The following is a 16,276-nucleotide window of genomic DNA, read 5'->3' on the forward strand; positions in this document are numbered from 1 at the left end:
CGCTGCATGACTGAACAAGTTGGGGGAACGTGCGGCATTTCAAAAACTTGAGCCAGGCCGAGAGGGACCGGCTATTTCTCGTCGCGCCGGAAACGCTGGATGTTCGCACCGATTCCTCGCTGCTAGCGGTCGCGCTGGGCGCCACGCTTTATTCGCCGGCTAATCGTTCAGACCTAGCGAAAAGCGTTCTCAGACAGACCGAGCGAGGCTGTGTGAGTCTCGTGCTCTGCTTGGAAGACTCCATCCCGGACACTGACGTCACGGAGGCGGAGAGCAGCCTACTTGCCGCACTGGCGGAGCTTTACTCCCTGCCAGACCGGGACCGGTCACTTCCGTTCCTATTTGTCCGGTGCCGCACACCCGAGCAACTGCTTGACCTCGGGCGAAGGGCAGGTGCCAGCCTCGACATCGTGACAGGATTCGTTCTGCCCAAATTCGAAAACGAGACAGGTCGGGGACGTGCCTTCCTGGAAGCGCTGCAACAACTGAACCGCGAGTGCGGACGAACAAACGCTCGTGCCGGCAGCAAAGCAGACGGTGCACTCGACAACGTAACTAGGCGTCAGGTCCCTCCATTGCGCGCCATGCCGATCATCGAGCACAAGCTAATGACTCACGTTGAAACCAGGCGTGGAGCGCTGGCCAACGCGCTCGCCGTCATGAACGCCTTTCGTGAGCTCGTGCTATGTGTCCGGATCGGGGCTACAGACATGTCCAGCACGTTTGGCCTCCGCCGCTCACGGGATCTCACCATTTACCACGTGAACGTGATCGCCAACGTCATCGGCGACGTCGTCAACATTTTTGGGCGCACGGATGATGGCTGGGTCATCACAGGACCGGTGTGGGAACACTTCAGCAACAAGGAGCGCGTGCTACGTCCGCTCCTACGTGCTACCCCTTTCAGTACCGTCAATGAAGCAGAGCTACGTCAGCGGCTACTCATGGACAATCTTGACGGACTAATCCGCGAAATCGAACTCGACCAGGCAAACGGGCTAGTAGGGAAGACCGTGATTCATCCCAGTCACGTCCCTGTGGTCCATTCGATGTCCGTCGTCAGCCACGAGGAGTACTTGGATGCGGTGGATATCATGGCCGATCTCACCGGAGGCGTGAAGGGCTCGTCGTACGGAAACAAGATGAACGAACTGAAGCCTCACCGCTCTTGGGCTGAGCGAACTCTGCTCCGTGCCCGGGCCTTCGGTGTGGCGAACGTAGGCATCAGTTTTGCAGAACTTTTGGAAGCGAGCATGAGATGAGAGCCCACAAATGCGACTTGGACATCCATGAAGCGGATGTCCTCAACGAACTTGGGGTAACCTTCACCTCGGTTTCGCTCCCCACTTTGCTGCCCGTGGAACAACTCGTGGATTTGGCCCTACGCCGAAACCCAAGACGTGCTCATCTGCTCGTTTCACGAGTCTTGGCAAAGCACGTCCCCACGGAACCGGGAATCGCGGTTGCTGCCGGTCTCCTCCTTGGCCTCGTGGTTCAACGCGGGCTGATAGGGGACGGCGGTTCCATGGACGGAACCCGCGAGGATTTGCAACAGGTCATTCATGACGCCTCCATCAGATTGCTGGGGTTTCTGACTTCTCCCGACGAGCCTGAACCGATCGGAGGGGACCGAAAACGCGCCCTTGACCGCTTCTGCCGCGACCTTCGAGCCCACTCGTCGATCATGTCCGAAGTTGCCACGATCGGATACGCCGAAACAGCCACCGGGTTGGGGCAGCTGGTGGCCGAGGCTCTCGGGACCTACTACATCCACTCGACTCGCCATTCAGCAGTTGGCACAGGAGCGGTGCGCCCGTACGGGATGTTTGAAGAAGCCCATTCGCACGCCCCATCACATCAACTGCTTCCGACCAGACATGCAGCGCTAAGCCAAGTCGACACTATTGTTCTCGTCGACGACGAACTCAGCACCGGGGCGACCATTGTCAACACCATCGTCGCGCTGCACAAGGTTGCGCGTCATGGACACTACGTGGTGGCGACTCTGGTTGATCTCCGCTCAGAGGCGGACAAGGGAAGGCTGGAAGCGCTGGCTGCTGAACTTGGCTGTCGGATTAGCGTTGTGGCGCTCGCCAATGGCGACATTCACCTGCCCGACGACCTGCCCAGTAAGGCAGCTTCGTTGATCGAGCAGTTTCCTGTCCGCGACAACCGGAGCTTAAAGTCGGGACGCATATCGGTGCTCGACCTTTCCGACGTCGTTTCTGGTGTCCGCAGTCCCCGTTTCGGCGTCGACGCCGGCGCGGCTCCGGAGCTGGCGGTGTGCATAGCCGATGAAATAGCCGGCGTAACCCCGGACTCGGGACGCATCCTTGTCCTCGCTACCGAGGAATTCATGGCCTTGCCTCTGGCCACGGCTCATCGCCTTCAATCGCGGCTTCCGAACGCTCACATTCGGTATTCCACTAGTACCCGCTCGCCCATAGCCGTCCTTGACCAGGCCGGGTATGCCGTTCGATCTTCGGTGAGATTTCACAGCCACGACAAAACCATGGACGGTCCCGGGCCGCGATTCGCCTATAACTTCGCTCATGCCGGGGGATGCTTCGACGAAGTCGTGATCATGGCGGAACCGGGCACCGCGGCAGACGAGTTGATCGGACCGGCGAGCATCTCCCACGCGGTCGCGAGTACAGGCACAAACGTTCGCATCTTGCTGCTACGCACTGATCATCCGTTTCCGGAGCCGCAGCTTGGCCCCGCCTTTGGTTCCTATTCGCGAGACGAGGTCCGGTGGCTGCTGAAGGACATCAGCTTCGCCCAGCTCGAAGCCCCAACGGCGAAGAGAGAGGCAGCCATTCAATCCGGATCGGCCCACTATGCAGAATCTCTCCCCCAAGAGTATGAACCCCCGGCTGAGTATCAGGAGCTGTTTCACCAGGCCTTGATGCGTTCGTCGGTCCGGGTGGCACACGCCGTCGGAGCTGTCACAGAAAAGGTCATGGCCCTTCGGGAAGGCCAACCCGTTTTGGTCTCGCTCGCCCGGGCCGGAACGCCTATCGGAATCTTGATGAAACGATGGGCGAAGGCAACACACGACATCGATGTGCCCCATTACACATTGAGTATTGTGCGCGGCGTTGGCATAGATCAAACCGCATTGAGCTACCTTGCTTCCCACCACCGACCCGAGGACGTCATTTTCGTGGACGGGTGGACGGGCAAAGGTGCCATTACCCGGGAACTTACGTCAGCGGTCGAGTTTTTTGAAAGGACTGACGGCGCCCGGTTCCATCCAGACCTCGCCGTGCTGGCGGACCCCGGGCACTGCGTCCAGATATTCGGCACAAGGGAAGATTTCCTCATACCCTCGGCTTGTCTGAACTCCACAGTTTCCGGTCTCGTATCGAGGACCGTATTCAACCGCGAACTGATTCTTCCCAACGATTTCCACGGGGCCAAGTTCTACGACCATCTTGCTGGCCAAGACGCCTCTGGCAAATTTTTGGACGTGGTGACAGAACAGTTTTCCGAAGTGCGGGCTGACGTACTCGCCGAGTCTGTTAGTACCGCTGCAGATGGCCGAGACGTCCCCACGCCCGACTGGTCCGGATGGGCAGCAGTCGAACGCATCAGCCAGGAATTCGGTATTACAAACACGAACCTGGTGAAGCCAGGAGTCGGGGAAACAACTCGAGTCCTGCTGCGCCGGGTACCTTGGAAGGTTCTCGCGCGGCCGGATGCGCGCGAGGATATTGCGCACGTTCTGTTGCTAGCCGAACTCCGCCAAGTGGAAGTGGTCTATGTGCCGGATCTGCCGTACAGCTGTGTCGGCTTGATCCACCCACTGCAGGCTGGACCCGAGGCCGCTGAAGCCCCGATCTCTGCGGCGGTCGGTGCGTGACCGCAATGGCAGTGGGGCCGAGGGGTTTGGGCGAGGATTCGGTCGACGAAACCACGGTGATGGTGGCCTGCGACCTTGACCGCACGCTAATCTACTCGGCTAACTCCATGAAACTCGAAGGCCTGGACCGCGACGCACCGTCTCTGGTGGTCTCCGAGGTATACGACGGGGTTCCGCTCTCCTTCATGACCCGTGCCGCTGAAGGTCTACTGGGCGACCTTGTACGGGAAGCAATTTTCGTACCAGTCACGACGCGCACGAAGGAACAATTCCACCGGGTCCGCATTCCTGGTCGCGGCCGAGGCTACGCAGTCACTACGAACGGAGCTGTCCTGCTGCACAATGGAGAGCCGGACCGGGCGTGGGGCGACCACATCCGGCAAACTATCGAAGCACATTGTGCTCCCCTTACCGAGGTGCTGGACCACCTCACCGGCCCAGGTGCAGTTGAGGCAATACTTCGAGTCCGGTGCGCGGAGGATGTGTTTGTGTACGCCATCGTCAACCGCGAGGATCTATCCGCCCAGTATCTCGAGAACTTGACCGGATGGTGCCAAGAACGGGGATGGAGTACGTCGCTCCAGGGCAGAAAACTGTACTGTGTGCCTTCTCCCGTGACTAAGGAGTCGGCCGTGTCAGAAGTCCGCCGTCGGATGCCGGTCGACATTTTGGTCGCTGCCGGCGACTCGAAACTCGATGCCGGCATTCTCGAATTGGCCGACAGGGCCATTAGACCCTCTCACGGTGAGCTCGAGCAGATGGCCTACAAGCGAGACCATGTCAGCGTGACCTCGAGGTCTGGCATCCTGGCGGGCGAGGAGATACTGCACTTCGCACTGGCGCAGGTAGGCGCGGCAGCGAAAGTCTAGTTGCAGGTGCCTTGGAATTTGTCGCTCGGCGTAGCTGATTGTCCGATCGGTTCCGGTGCTCGCCCAATGAGTTGATCTGCGTCCCGAACCCGCTGCTCAGTGCTCAGCGAGGCTCGCAACGGCGTTAGGGCCGCGAACCATGGACTTCTGCCATAGATCCGGTTCACGTTCTGCGTGGCCCCACGCAATAAGCAGTGGCAGCGGATACCTCCGATAACTGAGGCATCCACTGCCCTACAAGTTTCGGCAACTACTCGCAGGCCACGCCGTCGTGATCGCGGTCAAGGCTGGTGCTGTAGCCAGCCTGCCCCGAGTACAGCGGTGCGGCACCGGCAGCTCGGGCGGCAGCGCAATTGGGGTAGTAAGCGGCGGCTGGCGCTACGGCAGGTGCGACAGGCGCCGGCTGTACCGCCGCCTGCTGTGCGACCAGCTTCGCAGCAGCGGCTTGATCTGCCGCTGCCTTATCTGCCGCAGCTTTGTCTGCCGCAGCCTTCGCTGCGGCAGCTTTGTCAGCCGCGGCCTTGTCTGCCGCGGCCTTCTTGGCTGCTGCCGCCTTCACCGCCGCAGCCTTCACGGCCGCAGCTTTGTCAGCAGCTGCCTTGTCGGCTGCCGCCTTTTCCGCAGCCAGCTTTTCCAGGGACTTGACACCGAGGTGAACGATGGAGCCCTCTGCCACCTGTTCGCCTTCCCCGGCGTTCTGGGACATCACCTGCCAGTTCTTCTTCAGGACGATCGTTTTGCCGTCGACGATGTCCACGGAGTCGACCTCGAACCCGAGATTTTCCAATTGATCCGTGGCCTCGTCCAGGGTCAGGCTCACCACGCTTGGAACAGTGACAGTCTCTGGAGTGGCCGTGGCCGTTGCAGTTTCTGTCGGCTGCGGTGCCGCCTGCTTATCCGCCTGGTTGCCGCCGCATCCAGTGAGCATGAGGCCGGTCAGCACAAGTAGAGTGAGTGTCTTTTTCATTTTTCCCCCTTGGAAAGATTGAAATTGTGGAGTGATGGAATGGGTCTAGCGTTCGCAGGCCACGCCGTCGGAGTCGCGGTCCAGCGCAGGCCGGTAGCCCGCTGACCCCGCGTACAGCGGAGCCGCACCTGCGGCCTTCGCCGCCGAGCAGTTGGCGTAGTAGACAGCCGCCGGCGCCGGCACCACAGGTGCGGGAGCAACAGGAGCCGGGGCCGGCGCCACGGCAGCGGGAGCGGGCGCTGCCGGGGCAGGCGCGGCCACCACAGGTGCGGGTTGGGTGGCGGCAGGTGCTGGTGCCGCAACGGCTGGCGCCTTCTCGTTGGTCGGAGCCAGTTGCCCCGAGCAGTTGGCAAGGATCGTCGCCATCGCGTCGTGTTCCGCTTGGGTTACCCACAGGCTGTACGTCGCCTTCACGGAAATTTGCCGGGCGACGTATTCGCACCGAAAGCTCTTGTTCGGCGGCAGCCAAGTGGCGGCGTCACCGTCGCCCTTTTTCATGTTGGTGGGACCGTCCGTCGACTGGAGGTTGAGCGGGTCGTTGGCGAACGCAGTCCGCTGTTCCGTAGTCAGCTGTTGTGCGCCCTTCTGCCAAGCGTCGCTGAGGGCAACTACATGGTCGATCTGCACGGCGCTGCTTGTGGCGCTCCCCCGCAAGAAGTTGATGGTGGTGCCGGTATATGGATCGGCCAGCGTCCCGGACTGCACCTTGCAGGGCACGCTGTTGGTGTAACTGATGCCGGTGAGGTCACGCTGGAGGATGTCATTGCGTGTGTCGCAACCATTGCGGTCAACGTCGGCCCACGCCTGCCCGAAAAGGCCCCGGTCATATCCCGTCTTGGGCGCGCGGCCCTTGACGGGAAGGGTAGCCAGCAGGTCGATGGCCTCTGTGGCGTACGCAGGCTGTGACGTCGGCGCCGCTACGCTGGCGCCCTGCGCCACGACGCTGGGGCTGTCAGGATCCAGCGGAGCGCCGGTCTTCTGCACGGTTGGGACGGTCGACGGCGTCGGTGTCGCTTTGGCAGTTGCGCTCGCTTCGGGGGACGCTGGCGATGCAGCGCCCTCTGATGAAGCGGCCTGAAGGTCCGTCATAACGGCCCGCGGTAATGCGGCCGCGCCCCCGACAAACAGGGCAAAGGAGACGGCAAGGGCGATGGCCCCCGCCTTCCGCTTGGCCGGGAGCCCAGCCCATGAACGGCGGCCGGTCGCCCAGACATAGAGACCGGTTAGGGCGACCGTGATGGCCAGGAAGACAAGTGCGCCACCAAGGCCGCCACTGAACGCCCCCATGACCATGAAGAGCGCCGTGATGCCTCCAACAATGAAGGTGGAAGTGCGCGGCTTCTTGGGCGGCCCCGAGGCCGATACTCCTGACCGCAAGATAGTCTGATACCTCGACATTGTTGCCCCCATAAATAAGGGCCCGGCATATGGCCGGGCCCTTTGTCTAAAGCCGAATTTTGTTCCAGTGACGATCATATTTCTTCGACGTCGCAGGAAACCAAAACTGCGGTGATCTTGGGACAACGTTGATTGATTCTTGAGCCAATCTTGAGGGTGCTTATGAGCACTGTACTCTCAGCGCCCTCCGTATTGACGTCAGCTAATCATCGGACCTATTGGTGATCAGTGTGGGAGGGATTGCTATGCCCAGACACTTTGTGTTTTCCAAGGCACTACGAAACTCCGTCCGCCGCGTTAATTGTGCAATCCCGGAGCCAGCCCTTCCTCGCGTGTACTGCCACAAATTGTGTAAATCCTGTGTCAAATATGGCCGAAACCGTGCTGTTGCTGAGGCATGATTAATGCGCGGTGCACAGCGGACGCACTTATGGGGGCAATTTAACGACACATCAGCCTGCCATAGCGCGCGAGCCGATCCCCTGCACTTCCCACACGGCCAGCGGCACATTCTCGCACCCGCTCGACCCACGGACGCCCAGCATCAGGACGCCGTATTTGAAAGGAACCCAATGAGTTCAACAGACCCCTTCGGCGCACGGCAGAAGCCGCAGCAGGTCCCCTACGGACAGGCACCCTCTTACGGGCAAGCGCCCGTGTACACACAGCCTTACCCCGGTGCCCCTGGTCCCTACCAGGGCGCTCCAGCGCCCTTTCCCGGAGGTCCGTCCATGGGCCGATACGGCGTGAGCGACAAGTCTTTCCTCGTGACCTGGCTGCTGTCTCTGCTCGTCGGCATATTCGGCGTTGACCGTTTCTACCTGGGCAAGATCGGTACCGGTCTGCTCAAGCTGTTTACCTTCGGTGGCTTTGGAATCTGGGCACTTGTTGACCTCATCCTCGTACTGACGAACAAGCAGCGGGACAAGCAAGGTCTGCCGCTCGAAGGCTACGACAAGCACAAGAAAGTCGCCCTCATCGTCACCGGCGTCGTGATCCTTCTCAGCATCATCTTCAACTCCACCCGAGGTGCTTCAGCCCCTGTCTCTGCACCCTCCACTGGCGCCACTGCCGCCGACGCTCCAGCAGCACCAGCTGCTCCGGCAGACGCGCCCGCAGCCAAAGCTCCGGCTGCATCCTCGGGAAAGAAGGTCGGCGAGGCGTTCATTGCTGACATGGGCAACGGAAACACCGCCAGGATCACCATCCTTTCCGCCACCTACGGTGACGCCATCACCACCGGCCCGTACGTCAGCCCGGCGAAGAACGGCGGCTACCTGATCCTTGATGTGCTTTGGGAGACGGAGAAGGGCCAGACCAGCAGCAACCCGCTGTACTTCAAGGCCAAGGACGCTGACGGCCGCGCCGCCAACGTTGAGCTCTTCGCGGATGACGCGATCGGTTCGGGCGAGATCCCTGCCGGCGACAAGGCGCGCGGCAAGGTTGCCTTCGACATCAAGCCGGGCACTTCTACCGTCATCATCACAAACCCGATCCTGCAGGAAGTCGCGCGCATCAGCGTAACCCCATAACGACCGCCATTCCTGAGGAGCCCCCGCAAGCAGTTCAAGGTTGCGGGGGCTCCGTCTTGCACTTCAGAAGATGACGCTGTCTATGGCGCTGGCATGAGAGCCTCCGCTGGAGCCACGTTCCCGGCGGGCGGCGTTTCAATTCTCCCTGATGAAAGCAGGGAGAACCCTCATCGATCCGAAGCTGGACCTCGGCTCTGTGTGGACCCTCGCTCCGGCGCCTGCCACCTGCAACGGCCAAAAAGCAATCGGCCGCCAACAAGAGATGAGGTAACCCGCCTGGCACTTCGTAACGAGGCGAGTATGCTCTCGCCCCATCCTCTTCGCCGCACGCTCGAGAGGTCTTTGCTTCTCCAGGGTGGAAGCCCTGATCCTGGCAGAAGTTCCTGGCCGAGGTCCTTTAGTCTTGCTCACTGCGCGGCATTACTTATCGGTACCTGCACGGGATGCCGCTCGTGCCGTCGTCCTCCCTACGCCGCCTTCCGCTCCCGCCACAGCAGCGACACCACGAACGTCACCACGCAGAGGCCCAGCATCACCAGCACCATCTGGCCCCAGTTCTCCTGGCTGACGCCGGTGCCGTAAAAGATGCCGATCATCACCGTGGCGCTGATGGCCCCGACGTACCGGCAGGTCTGGAAGATCCCGGCGGCCACTCCCCTGTCCTCCGGCGCCGCGGAGAGGTACAGCCCCTGGTTGGAGGCGATGCTGACCGACCCGTACGGCACGCCCATCAGGGCGGTCAGTACCAGCACCAGCAGGATGGCGAACGACGCGGTCAGCAGCCACAGCGCCGCTGCCGCCAGGGTCAGGAGCGCGACGCCGGCGATGAGCACCCGCCGGACGCCGAACCGGTCGATCGCGCGGACAGCGAGCGGCGTGACGACGACGGACATCGCCGCCAGCGGCAGCATCAGCACTCCCACCAGGCCGGGGTTGTAGCCCGCCGCCTCCTGCAGCAGCTGCGGGAGCCCGAAGAACGCGAAGTAGTAGACGCCGCTGAACACCGTGAAGCCCAGGTACACCAGCAGCAGCGGCCGGTTCCTGCCGAGCAGCCGCAGGTCCAGGAACGGTTTATCGAAGCTCAGCTCGCGCCAGGCAAAGAGCACCGCCAGCACCATGGCGCCGCCGAGCAGCCACCAACGGAAGCCTGGCAACGCATTCAGCAGGCCCATGAGCAGCAGCACCATGGCACCCACGAACGCGAGGATGCCGGGGATGTCGGAATCGCGCAGCAGGGTGGCAATTTTTCCCTGTTCCCTGCGCTCGTCCCGTGGGGCGGCCTTTTGCACGATGAGCAGTGCGGCCAGCGCCAGCGGCACATTGATCAGGAACAGCGCCTGCCAGCCGACCAGGCTCACCAGCAGTCCGCCCACCACCGGACCGACCGCGGCCCCGGACGTGTTGGCCATCTGGATGCGCCCGAGCGGCCTGGTTGAAGTCGAGTCCTCCAGTTTGGCCAGGGTCCCGACCATGACGACGGCGCTCGGGTACGCCGTCGCCGTCCCCAGTGCCATGAGGGCGCGGGCGATGCAGACGAACACGAAGTTGGGCGAGAATGGCGCCAGCGCGCAGGACACAATCACCAACCCCATGCCGAGCATGAAGAGTTTCCGTGGCCCGAAGCGGTCCGCGAGCCTGCCCATCAGTGGCTGGCCCGCGGCTGAGGTGATGTAGAAGGCGGTGATCACCCAGGTGACGGTGGCGACGTCGAGCCGAAAGTCCTCGCGCAGCACCACCAGCGCGACGGCGATCATCGATGAGTTCAGCGGGTTCAGCGACGTGCCCAGGCTGAGGCCGGCGACGGCGAGGCCTGTGCGCTGGCGGGTTTGGCTGCCCGTGCGGGGAGAGTTGCTCACGGCAACAGTCTTCCGTATAGACCACCCAGGTCCCCAACTTTGGCATTAAAAATACCCAGCGTAACACCGGAGCCACCGCGCGGATTTGCGACGGGCGTCACATTGACACTTCAACCATTTTGATTGATATAACTTGCAAGGCAAATGCCAATTTCAATCGCCCACGGGGCGTGCTGCAGGCTTCCCCCTTCACTGATGGTCTGCGCTCGCTCCGTGTGGCGCGCACCAGAAGAATGGGGACAAAATGAAGAAGAGTGTATCTGCCCTTGCAGTAGCAGCGGTTCTGGGACTGTCAGCGATGACAGCTGCCCCGGCCAACGCAACAACCCTTTCCTTCCAGAACTGCGCTGCGGCACGGGCGGCCGGCTACGTCAATATCCCGGCCGGCGCACCGGGCTACGCGCTGCACCTCGACGGTGACAAGGACGGCATCGCCTGTGAGCGTGGCGGCGCTGGCAGTGGAACCACGAATGTCGCTCCGGCTCCGGTAGTTGGCAATCAGGTTCCGGCCCAGGTGGCCCAGATGCCCGTAGGCGGAGCCGAGACCGGCGTTGCTCAGCCGGTAAGCCGGGGCACGGACTTCCTGGCGCTTGGTGGTCTCGCGGTCGCGGCAGTCGCCGGCTCGGTGATCGTGCGCCGCCGCGCCTCCGTCCGCGCTTAAGCTGCGGGATCGGAACAACGCGTCGTATGACTAGCTCAACCGGCGCCCGCCGCAGATGCCAGCTGGCGTCTGCGGCGGTCGCCCTGCTACTTCTAACTGGCTGTGCAACGAGCACTTCTGCGCAGACGGCTGCTTTACCGGCGGAAGCCACTGCTACACCCGCGTCTCCTGTGGAGACCCCGTCTCCCTTCAAGGCTGCGGATGCCACCGAGACCGCGGAGTCATCAGCGCCCGCTACCTCGAAGTATCAGGAGGTTTTGCCAGCCTCGAACCCGGTTTCTGTCAGCATTCCTGCCGCAGGCATCGAATCCGAACTATTAAGTCTCGGCATAAAGGGCGACGGGTCACTGGAAGTGCCACCCGATGGTCCGGGCGCTCCGGCCGGGTGGTACAACGGTTCTCCGACACCTGGCGAGCTTGGCCCGGCTGTCCTTCTCGGACACGTCAATGCAACCGACGGAGGTCCGGGCGTCTTCGCAAACCTCCGTGGACTTAAGGCGGGTGACCTCATCAGGGTTGCCCGTCAGGATGGCACCACGAGCGTTTTCACTTTTGATCACGCTGACGCGTACTCCAAGGACGCGTTCCCGACACAGACCGTGTACGGGAACACCGAGGGGCCGGAGCTTCGGCTCATTACCTGTGACGGTTACGATCCGGCGACGGGCCTGTTCGACGACAATTATGTCGTCTTTGCAAAACTCGTGGCATAGAGGGCTCGTCCTGTCTGCGCTGAAAATATTGGAGGCTTCAACGAGGGCGCACTGAAATACGTGTGAGTTGAAATTCCACGAGGCGGGGGGGTTTGGGGGGCCCCCACAACCCCCCCGCCTCGTCCTCGTTGGGCCTGTTGTTTCAGGAGCCTTACTGATTTCGCTCTACTGCACAGCGGCCCGCATAAAAACCTGAACAAATCCTGCACAAATCTGGCCCATTGCTTGACCGATTCTTGAGCGCTGCCCGCCATAGTCGCTTATATCAAAGGCAAGGCTCAGGACACGGGGAAGGACAGGGCCATGAATGCTAAGACAGTACTTACCAGTCAGCATACTGACAGCCATTGGACTGCTGATGAGGTCAGGGAAAAGCTAGGGCGGGAGCTGGAATCTGATCCAGGTTTGGCCGAATTCCTTGCCGCAGCCCCCAACATGGCGCGCGCCCTCAAAGCCGTCCTGAACCTGGACCTTGGCCAACTGGCCGAGCGGCTGGTCAAAGCCGAGATTAGCGCGATTTTGCATTAGAGGATGCCGGCGGCTTGGGAGTCTCCCGGCCGGGGTATTAATCGGTCGCGCTGGCAAGCCTGGCTGCCAGCGACCTGACGTGCTCGACAAGCTCCTGGGGTTCGTGCACCCGGAAGTCGAACCCTTTGGTTGCCACGTATATGGCCAACTCGTCCAACGAGTTGGACCCGGCCCGCAGGGAGCAGCTGTGCTCGTCGATCGGCTCCAGCGTTCCGGTGGTGGGGGCAATCCGCTCCGCCGCGGTCTCGGCGCTGACATACAGGGTGAACCGGGCCTGGTAGCGGTAGGCCGACGTGGAGATCGCGCGCGAGGTATACCCGCTGATATCCGCGTGTGGCGGGGTGCGCGGCGTGAACCGGGGGCCGGCGGGCGTGCGCGGATCGAGGCGGTCCACGCGGTAGGTGCGCCAGTCCTGGCGGTCGACGTCCCATCCGACGAGGTACCAGCGCCGGCCAGCGTGCACCACCCGGTGCGGCTCGGTCGTGCGGATGCTGCTGGTTCCGTCGTGGGTGCGGTAGTCGAAGCGAAGGCGCAGCGAGTCGCGGCAGGCGGCGGCGATGGCCGTGAGGGTGCCCGGGTCGACGGTGGGGCCGGAGTTGGCCATCGGCACGACCATCGACTGCAGGGCGTTGATCCGGTGGCGCAGCCGGGACGGGAGTACCTGTTCGAGCTTGGCCAGTGCCCGCACTGAGGTCTCCTCGATGCCGGTGATCGAGCCGCCAGCGGCCGTGCGCAGTCCCATCGCGACCGCGACGGCTTCGTCGTCGTCGAGCAGCAGCGGCGGCAGGTCCGCGCCGGCACCCAACCGGTAACCGGCGGCGCCCGCGGTGGCCATCACGGGGTAGCCGAGGCCCCTAAGCCGGTCGATATCGCGGCGCACGGTACGTGAACTGATCTCCAGTCGCTCGGCCAATTCGGTCCCGGACCAGTCGCGTCGGGTCTGCAGGAGGGAGAGCAGTCGCAGCAGTCGTGCCGAGGTTTCCCACATGATTTGGAGTCTGCCACACTCCTAGGACCGAACCTGACCTAACCGCTTCCTAGAGTTGTCGGCATGGAGAACAACACAGAGATCCGGCCCTTCACCATCGACATTCCCCAGGCTGACTTGGACGACCTGCGGGACCGGCTCGCCAGAACCCGGTGGGGCGCGGACCTGCCCGATGTCGGCTGGAGCCGCGGGGTGCCGGTTGGCTACCTCAAGGAGCTGGCCGAGTACTGGCGTGATGGCTATAACTGGCGCGTCCACGAGCGGGAACTGAACAAGTACCCGCAGTTCACCACCGAGATCGACGGGCAGAACATCCACTTCTTGCACGTCCTCTCGCCCGAGCCGGACGCGCTGCCGCTGATCCTGACCCACGGCTGGCCCGGGTCGATCGTGGAGTTTGTGAACGTCATCGGCCCGCTGACCGACCCCAGGGCACATGGCGGAGACCCGGCGGACGCGTTCCACCTGGTGATCCCGTCGATCCCCGGCAGCGGATTCTCCGGCCCCACCGGCGAGACCGGTTGGGACACCAACCGGGTGACCAGGGCCTTCGCCGAGCTGATGAACCGACTCGGCTACGACCGCTACGGCGCGCAGGGCGGGGACACCGGCGCGGTCATCTCCCCGGGGCTCGGCCGGCTCAACCCCGACAAGGTCGTCGGCGTGCACGCGAACGGGCTCTCCGCCTTCACCGAGGTCAGCCCGGACGAGGCGGGAGTGCTGACCGAGGCCGAGCGGACGCGGCTGGATCACCTGCAGTACCTGAAGACCGAGCAGTCCGGCTACGTGATGATCCAAATCACCCGGCCGCAGACCCTGGCGCACGGGCTGCACGACTCCCCGGTCGGGCAGTTGGCCTGGATCGTGGAGAAGTTCAAAGAGTGGACCGATCCGGCCGCCGAACTGCCCGAGGACGCGGTGGACCGGGATCTCTTGCTCACAAACGTGATGCTCTATTGGCTGACCGGCACCGCCGGTTCCTCGGCCAACAGCTACTACGAGACCGCGCACGCCGGAGCCTGGGGCGCGAGTGAACGTTCCACAGTGCCGACCGGGGTTGCCGTATTTCCCATGGACGTGTCGATCCGGCGCACCGTCGAACTCGAACACACTCTCGTGCATTGGTCCGAATTCAGCCGCGGCGGCCACTTCGCCGCCATGGAGGCCCCTGACCTGCTCGTCGACGACGTCCGGGAGTTCTTCAGCAAGCTGCGCTGAAACCAGCGCGGCACTGCGACTGGACCGGATTACCGAGAACTCAGCCGGGAGCTCGTTGGTCCGCCTTGCAATGCCTTGGATGTGTCTGATTCTGAATTGAGTCCGACCGTGATGCCGTCGAGCACCTTGTGCAGTCCCCACACGTATTGCTCGGTGGAGATGTAGCCGGCCATAGTAACTGCAGCGGCCGCGGACAGCGGATGGGTTTCGGCCGGGATGGCGGCAAAGCCGGCTTGGCGTGCGGCTATCCGTTCTCCTTCCGGAGGCAACCGGTGTGTTTCTCCGGACTCCGCGACTTCCAGGGCTATCGAGCCGAAGACGTACACGATCAGCAGATAGGCCGCCTTAGCAGCTTCCCCTGGCGTAAGGCCGGTATCCACGAGAATCCCCATGAGGCGTTCGTTCAGGGCGAGTGCGTGCGGGCCGTTCATGGGGCCGCCAATCATCAGGTTGACCGCGCCCGGATGCGCGGTCAGGCGTTCCCGCAGCTCCAGGGCGAGAGCTTCAATTCTTTGGCGCCAGGGCATGTCGCGGTCCGCGAAGACCGCATGGTCGACCAGTCCGAGCAGGTGCTCGACAATCGCCTGAACCACCGCCGCCTTGTCCGGAAAGTAGGTGTAGACCGCGTTGGGGGCCACGCCGACCCGCGCAGCGATGCCCCGGATCGACGCCGCCTTCATGCCGCCCTCATCCAGCAGGCCAAGGGTGGCCTCCAGGATCTCCTCCTCAGTGAGGGTACGGCGGGGTCCGGGCCTGGATTTCCGGGCTGGTGACGGCATTGTCTCGGGTCCTCTCTTGACAATCTTCTGTACAGCGTACAGTATTTGTACATCGTACACTATTTGTACGGCGTGCAACATTCTCTGGAAGACGGACACCATGGCATCCACGTATCCGGACAGGAACCTCCAACGGGTTACCGGCGGATTGTTCGTGGTGAGCTCCCTGACGTTCGCAGCGGCAGCCACGACCCTTTCGGTGACGTTTGACTGGCCCGACATCCTGCGGGAACCTGCGGGCGTTGTGCTGCCCGCCTTCGCAGCCGGCGGACCCGGGCTGGTCTGGACCTGGTTTGCAACAGCCTGGACCTACGGGCTCCTGGCTGTACCGGTCCTGTTGCTGCCCGCAGCGCTCGGCCTCCGCGACCATCCAGTCATGCGGGTCGCCACTTATGCAGGTGCCGCTTCGGTGCTCCTGTCTCTGATCGGGTTCCTGCGCTGGGTGTTCGTCGTTCCGCCCCTCGCCCGCTCCTACATCACGGGAGATGCACCGACACAGGCGGCGGTTGACGCCGCCTGGACCGCGCAGCACCAGTTCGGCGGGGCGCTGCTGGGAGAACACCTGGGCCAATTGCTTGTCATCGCGTGGTCAATCACCCTCAGCGTGATCATCCTGCGCAGCAGGATTCTCCCGCGCTGGCTCGGCATCGCAGGGCTCCTCGTCAGCATCGTCTACCTGCTGAACCAGGGCGACATCCTCGCCACGGCAGTCCCTGGATTCCCCGTCTGGGACCTGGCCGGCCTCCTCGGCAGCACCGGCTGGGGACTGTGGGTGGCCGCACTGGGCATTTGCCTCCTGATCCGCTCCGCCCGCCGCAGCCCCACAGCCACCACCCCCGCTGCTCCGTCCCCCTCAGCGCCCACAGCGCCCCGGCAGCCAACGACCGGCAAAAGGAATTGAT

The 16,276-nt window shown here is 62.9% G+C and carries 14 protein-coding genes; 9 read left to right on the forward strand and 5 right to left on the reverse strand.

What is annotated here, in order from left to right; genetic code table 11:
* Positions 1 to 29: 29 nt before the first annotated feature.
* From AC57BR_RS11900 to AC57BR_RS11910, 3 genes are read left to right on the forward strand one after another with little or no spacing between them, the layout of a single operon-like run.
* Complete coding sequence (locus AC57BR_RS11900; RefSeq protein ID WP_496360738.1) at positions 30 to 1,262, forward strand: HpcH/HpaI aldolase/citrate lyase family protein; 1,233 nt, start codon at positions 30 to 32, stop codon at positions 1,260 to 1,262.
* 17 nt (positions 1,263 to 1,279) lie between these two features.
* A complete protein-coding gene (locus AC57BR_RS11905; protein WP_496360740.1) occupies positions 1,280 to 3,865 on the forward strand; it encodes a phosphoribosyltransferase domain-containing protein in 2,586 nt (861 codons plus the stop codon).
* Between the two features lie 5 nt (positions 3,866 to 3,870).
* Positions 3,871 to 4,734, forward strand: coding sequence for an HAD family hydrolase (locus AC57BR_RS11910; RefSeq protein WP_496360876.1), 864 nt, complete (start codon positions 3,871 to 3,873; stop codon positions 4,732 to 4,734).
* Between the two features lie 250 nt (positions 4,735 to 4,984).
* Here AC57BR_RS11910 and AC57BR_RS11915 read toward each other — a convergent pair whose 3' ends face one another.
* Positions 4,985 to 5,701, reverse strand: a complete 717-nt coding sequence (locus tag AC57BR_RS11915; protein ID WP_496360742.1) for an excalibur calcium-binding domain-containing protein — start codon at positions 5,699 to 5,701, stop codon at positions 4,985 to 4,987.
* A 45-nt stretch (positions 5,702 to 5,746) separates the two neighbouring features.
* The gene (locus tag AC57BR_RS11920; RefSeq protein WP_496360744.1) at positions 5,747 to 7,078 is read right to left on the reverse strand and encodes a GmrSD restriction endonuclease domain-containing protein; all 1,332 of its coding nucleotides are present in this window, start codon (positions 7,076 to 7,078) and stop codon (positions 5,747 to 5,749) included.
* A gap of 593 nt (positions 7,079 to 7,671) precedes the next feature.
* On the opposite strand from AC57BR_RS11920, the gene AC57BR_RS11925 reads away from it, so the two are divergent.
* Positions 7,672 to 8,631: a TM2 domain-containing protein gene (locus tag AC57BR_RS11925; protein WP_496360746.1), complete on the forward strand. Its 960-nt coding sequence runs from the start codon at positions 7,672 to 7,674 to the stop codon at positions 8,629 to 8,631.
* Positions 8,632 to 9,098: 467 nt separating this feature from the next.
* On the opposite strand, the gene AC57BR_RS11930 is transcribed toward AC57BR_RS11925, so the two are convergent.
* On the reverse strand, positions 9,099 to 10,487 hold the full coding sequence (locus AC57BR_RS11930; protein ID WP_496360748.1) for an MFS transporter: 1,389 nt from the start codon (positions 10,485 to 10,487) through the stop codon (positions 9,099 to 9,101).
* Positions 10,488 to 10,731: 244 nt separating this feature from the next.
* On the opposite strand from AC57BR_RS11930, the gene AC57BR_RS11935 reads away from it, so the two are divergent.
* From AC57BR_RS11935 to AC57BR_RS11945, 3 genes are all read left to right on the forward strand, one after another.
* A complete protein-coding gene (locus tag AC57BR_RS11935; protein ID WP_496360750.1) occupies positions 10,732 to 11,148 on the forward strand; it encodes an excalibur calcium-binding domain-containing protein in 417 nt (138 codons plus the stop codon).
* A 170-nt stretch (positions 11,149 to 11,318) separates the two neighbouring features.
* Positions 11,319 to 11,861, forward strand: a complete 543-nt coding sequence (locus AC57BR_RS11940; RefSeq protein ID WP_496360752.1) for a class F sortase — start codon at positions 11,319 to 11,321, stop codon at positions 11,859 to 11,861.
* A gap of 303 nt (positions 11,862 to 12,164) precedes the next feature.
* Positions 12,165 to 12,389 carry a hypothetical protein gene (locus AC57BR_RS11945; protein ID WP_496360754.1) on the forward strand — a complete coding sequence of 75 codons (225 nt, stop codon included), beginning with the start codon at positions 12,165 to 12,167 and terminating at the stop codon, positions 12,387 to 12,389.
* A 37-nt stretch (positions 12,390 to 12,426) separates the two neighbouring features.
* On the opposite strand, the gene AC57BR_RS11950 is transcribed toward AC57BR_RS11945, so the two are convergent.
* The gene (locus tag AC57BR_RS11950; protein ID WP_496360756.1) at positions 12,427 to 13,377 is read right to left on the reverse strand and encodes a helix-turn-helix transcriptional regulator; all 951 of its coding nucleotides are present in this window, start codon (positions 13,375 to 13,377) and stop codon (positions 12,427 to 12,429) included.
* Between the two features lie 63 nt (positions 13,378 to 13,440).
* On the opposite strand from AC57BR_RS11950, the gene AC57BR_RS11955 reads away from it, so the two are divergent.
* The gene (locus AC57BR_RS11955) at positions 13,441 to 14,595 is read left to right on the forward strand and encodes an epoxide hydrolase family protein (protein ID WP_496360758.1); all 1,155 of its coding nucleotides are present in this window, start codon (positions 13,441 to 13,443) and stop codon (positions 14,593 to 14,595) included.
* Between the two features lie 29 nt (positions 14,596 to 14,624).
* Here the strand turns inward: AC57BR_RS11955 and AC57BR_RS11960 are convergent, their stop codons facing one another.
* Complete coding sequence (locus AC57BR_RS11960) at positions 14,625 to 15,374, reverse strand: TetR/AcrR family transcriptional regulator (protein ID WP_496360760.1); 750 nt, start codon at positions 15,372 to 15,374, stop codon at positions 14,625 to 14,627.
* Positions 15,375 to 15,474: 100 nt separating this feature from the next.
* Here AC57BR_RS11960 and AC57BR_RS11965 point away from each other — a divergent pair, with 100 nt between their 5' ends.
* Positions 15,475 to 16,275 carry a DUF4386 domain-containing protein gene (locus AC57BR_RS11965; RefSeq protein ID WP_496360762.1) on the forward strand — a complete coding sequence of 267 codons (801 nt, stop codon included), beginning with the start codon at positions 15,475 to 15,477 and terminating at the stop codon, positions 16,273 to 16,275.
* Position 16,276 lies beyond the last annotated feature (1 nt).

It is taken from the genome of Arthrobacter sp. BGA-UO-ETr-C19 (genome assembly GCF_059568005.1).

Bases quoted from the DNA above. Each gene is read 5' to 3' on its own strand.
- AC57BR_RS11950 (WP_496360756.1), bottom strand. From the start codon at position 13,377: ATGTGGGAAACCTCGGCACGACTGCTGCGACTGCTCTCCCTCCTGCAG.
- AC57BR_RS11960 (WP_496360760.1), bottom strand. From the start codon at position 15,374: ATGCCGTCACCAGCCCGGAAATCCAGGCCCGGACCCCGCCGTACCCTC.
- AC57BR_RS11955 (WP_496360758.1), top strand. From the start codon at position 13,441: ATGGAGAACAACACAGAGATCCGGCCCTTCACCATCGACATTCCCCAG.
- AC57BR_RS11945 (WP_496360754.1), top strand. From the start codon at position 12,165: ATGAATGCTAAGACAGTACTTACCAGTCAGCATACTGACAGCCATTGG.
- AC57BR_RS11915 (WP_496360742.1), bottom strand. From the start codon at position 5,701: ATGAAAAAGACACTCACTCTACTTGTGCTGACCGGCCTCATGCTCACT.
- AC57BR_RS11910 (WP_496360876.1), top strand. From the start codon at position 3,871: ATGGCAGTGGGGCCGAGGGGTTTGGGCGAGGATTCGGTCGACGAAACC.
- AC57BR_RS11935 (WP_496360750.1), top strand. From the start codon at position 10,732: ATGAAGAAGAGTGTATCTGCCCTTGCAGTAGCAGCGGTTCTGGGACTG.
- AC57BR_RS11965 (WP_496360762.1), top strand. From the start codon at position 15,475: ATGGCATCCACGTATCCGGACAGGAACCTCCAACGGGTTACCGGCGGA.
- AC57BR_RS11925 (WP_496360746.1), top strand. From the start codon at position 7,672: ATGAGTTCAACAGACCCCTTCGGCGCACGGCAGAAGCCGCAGCAGGTC.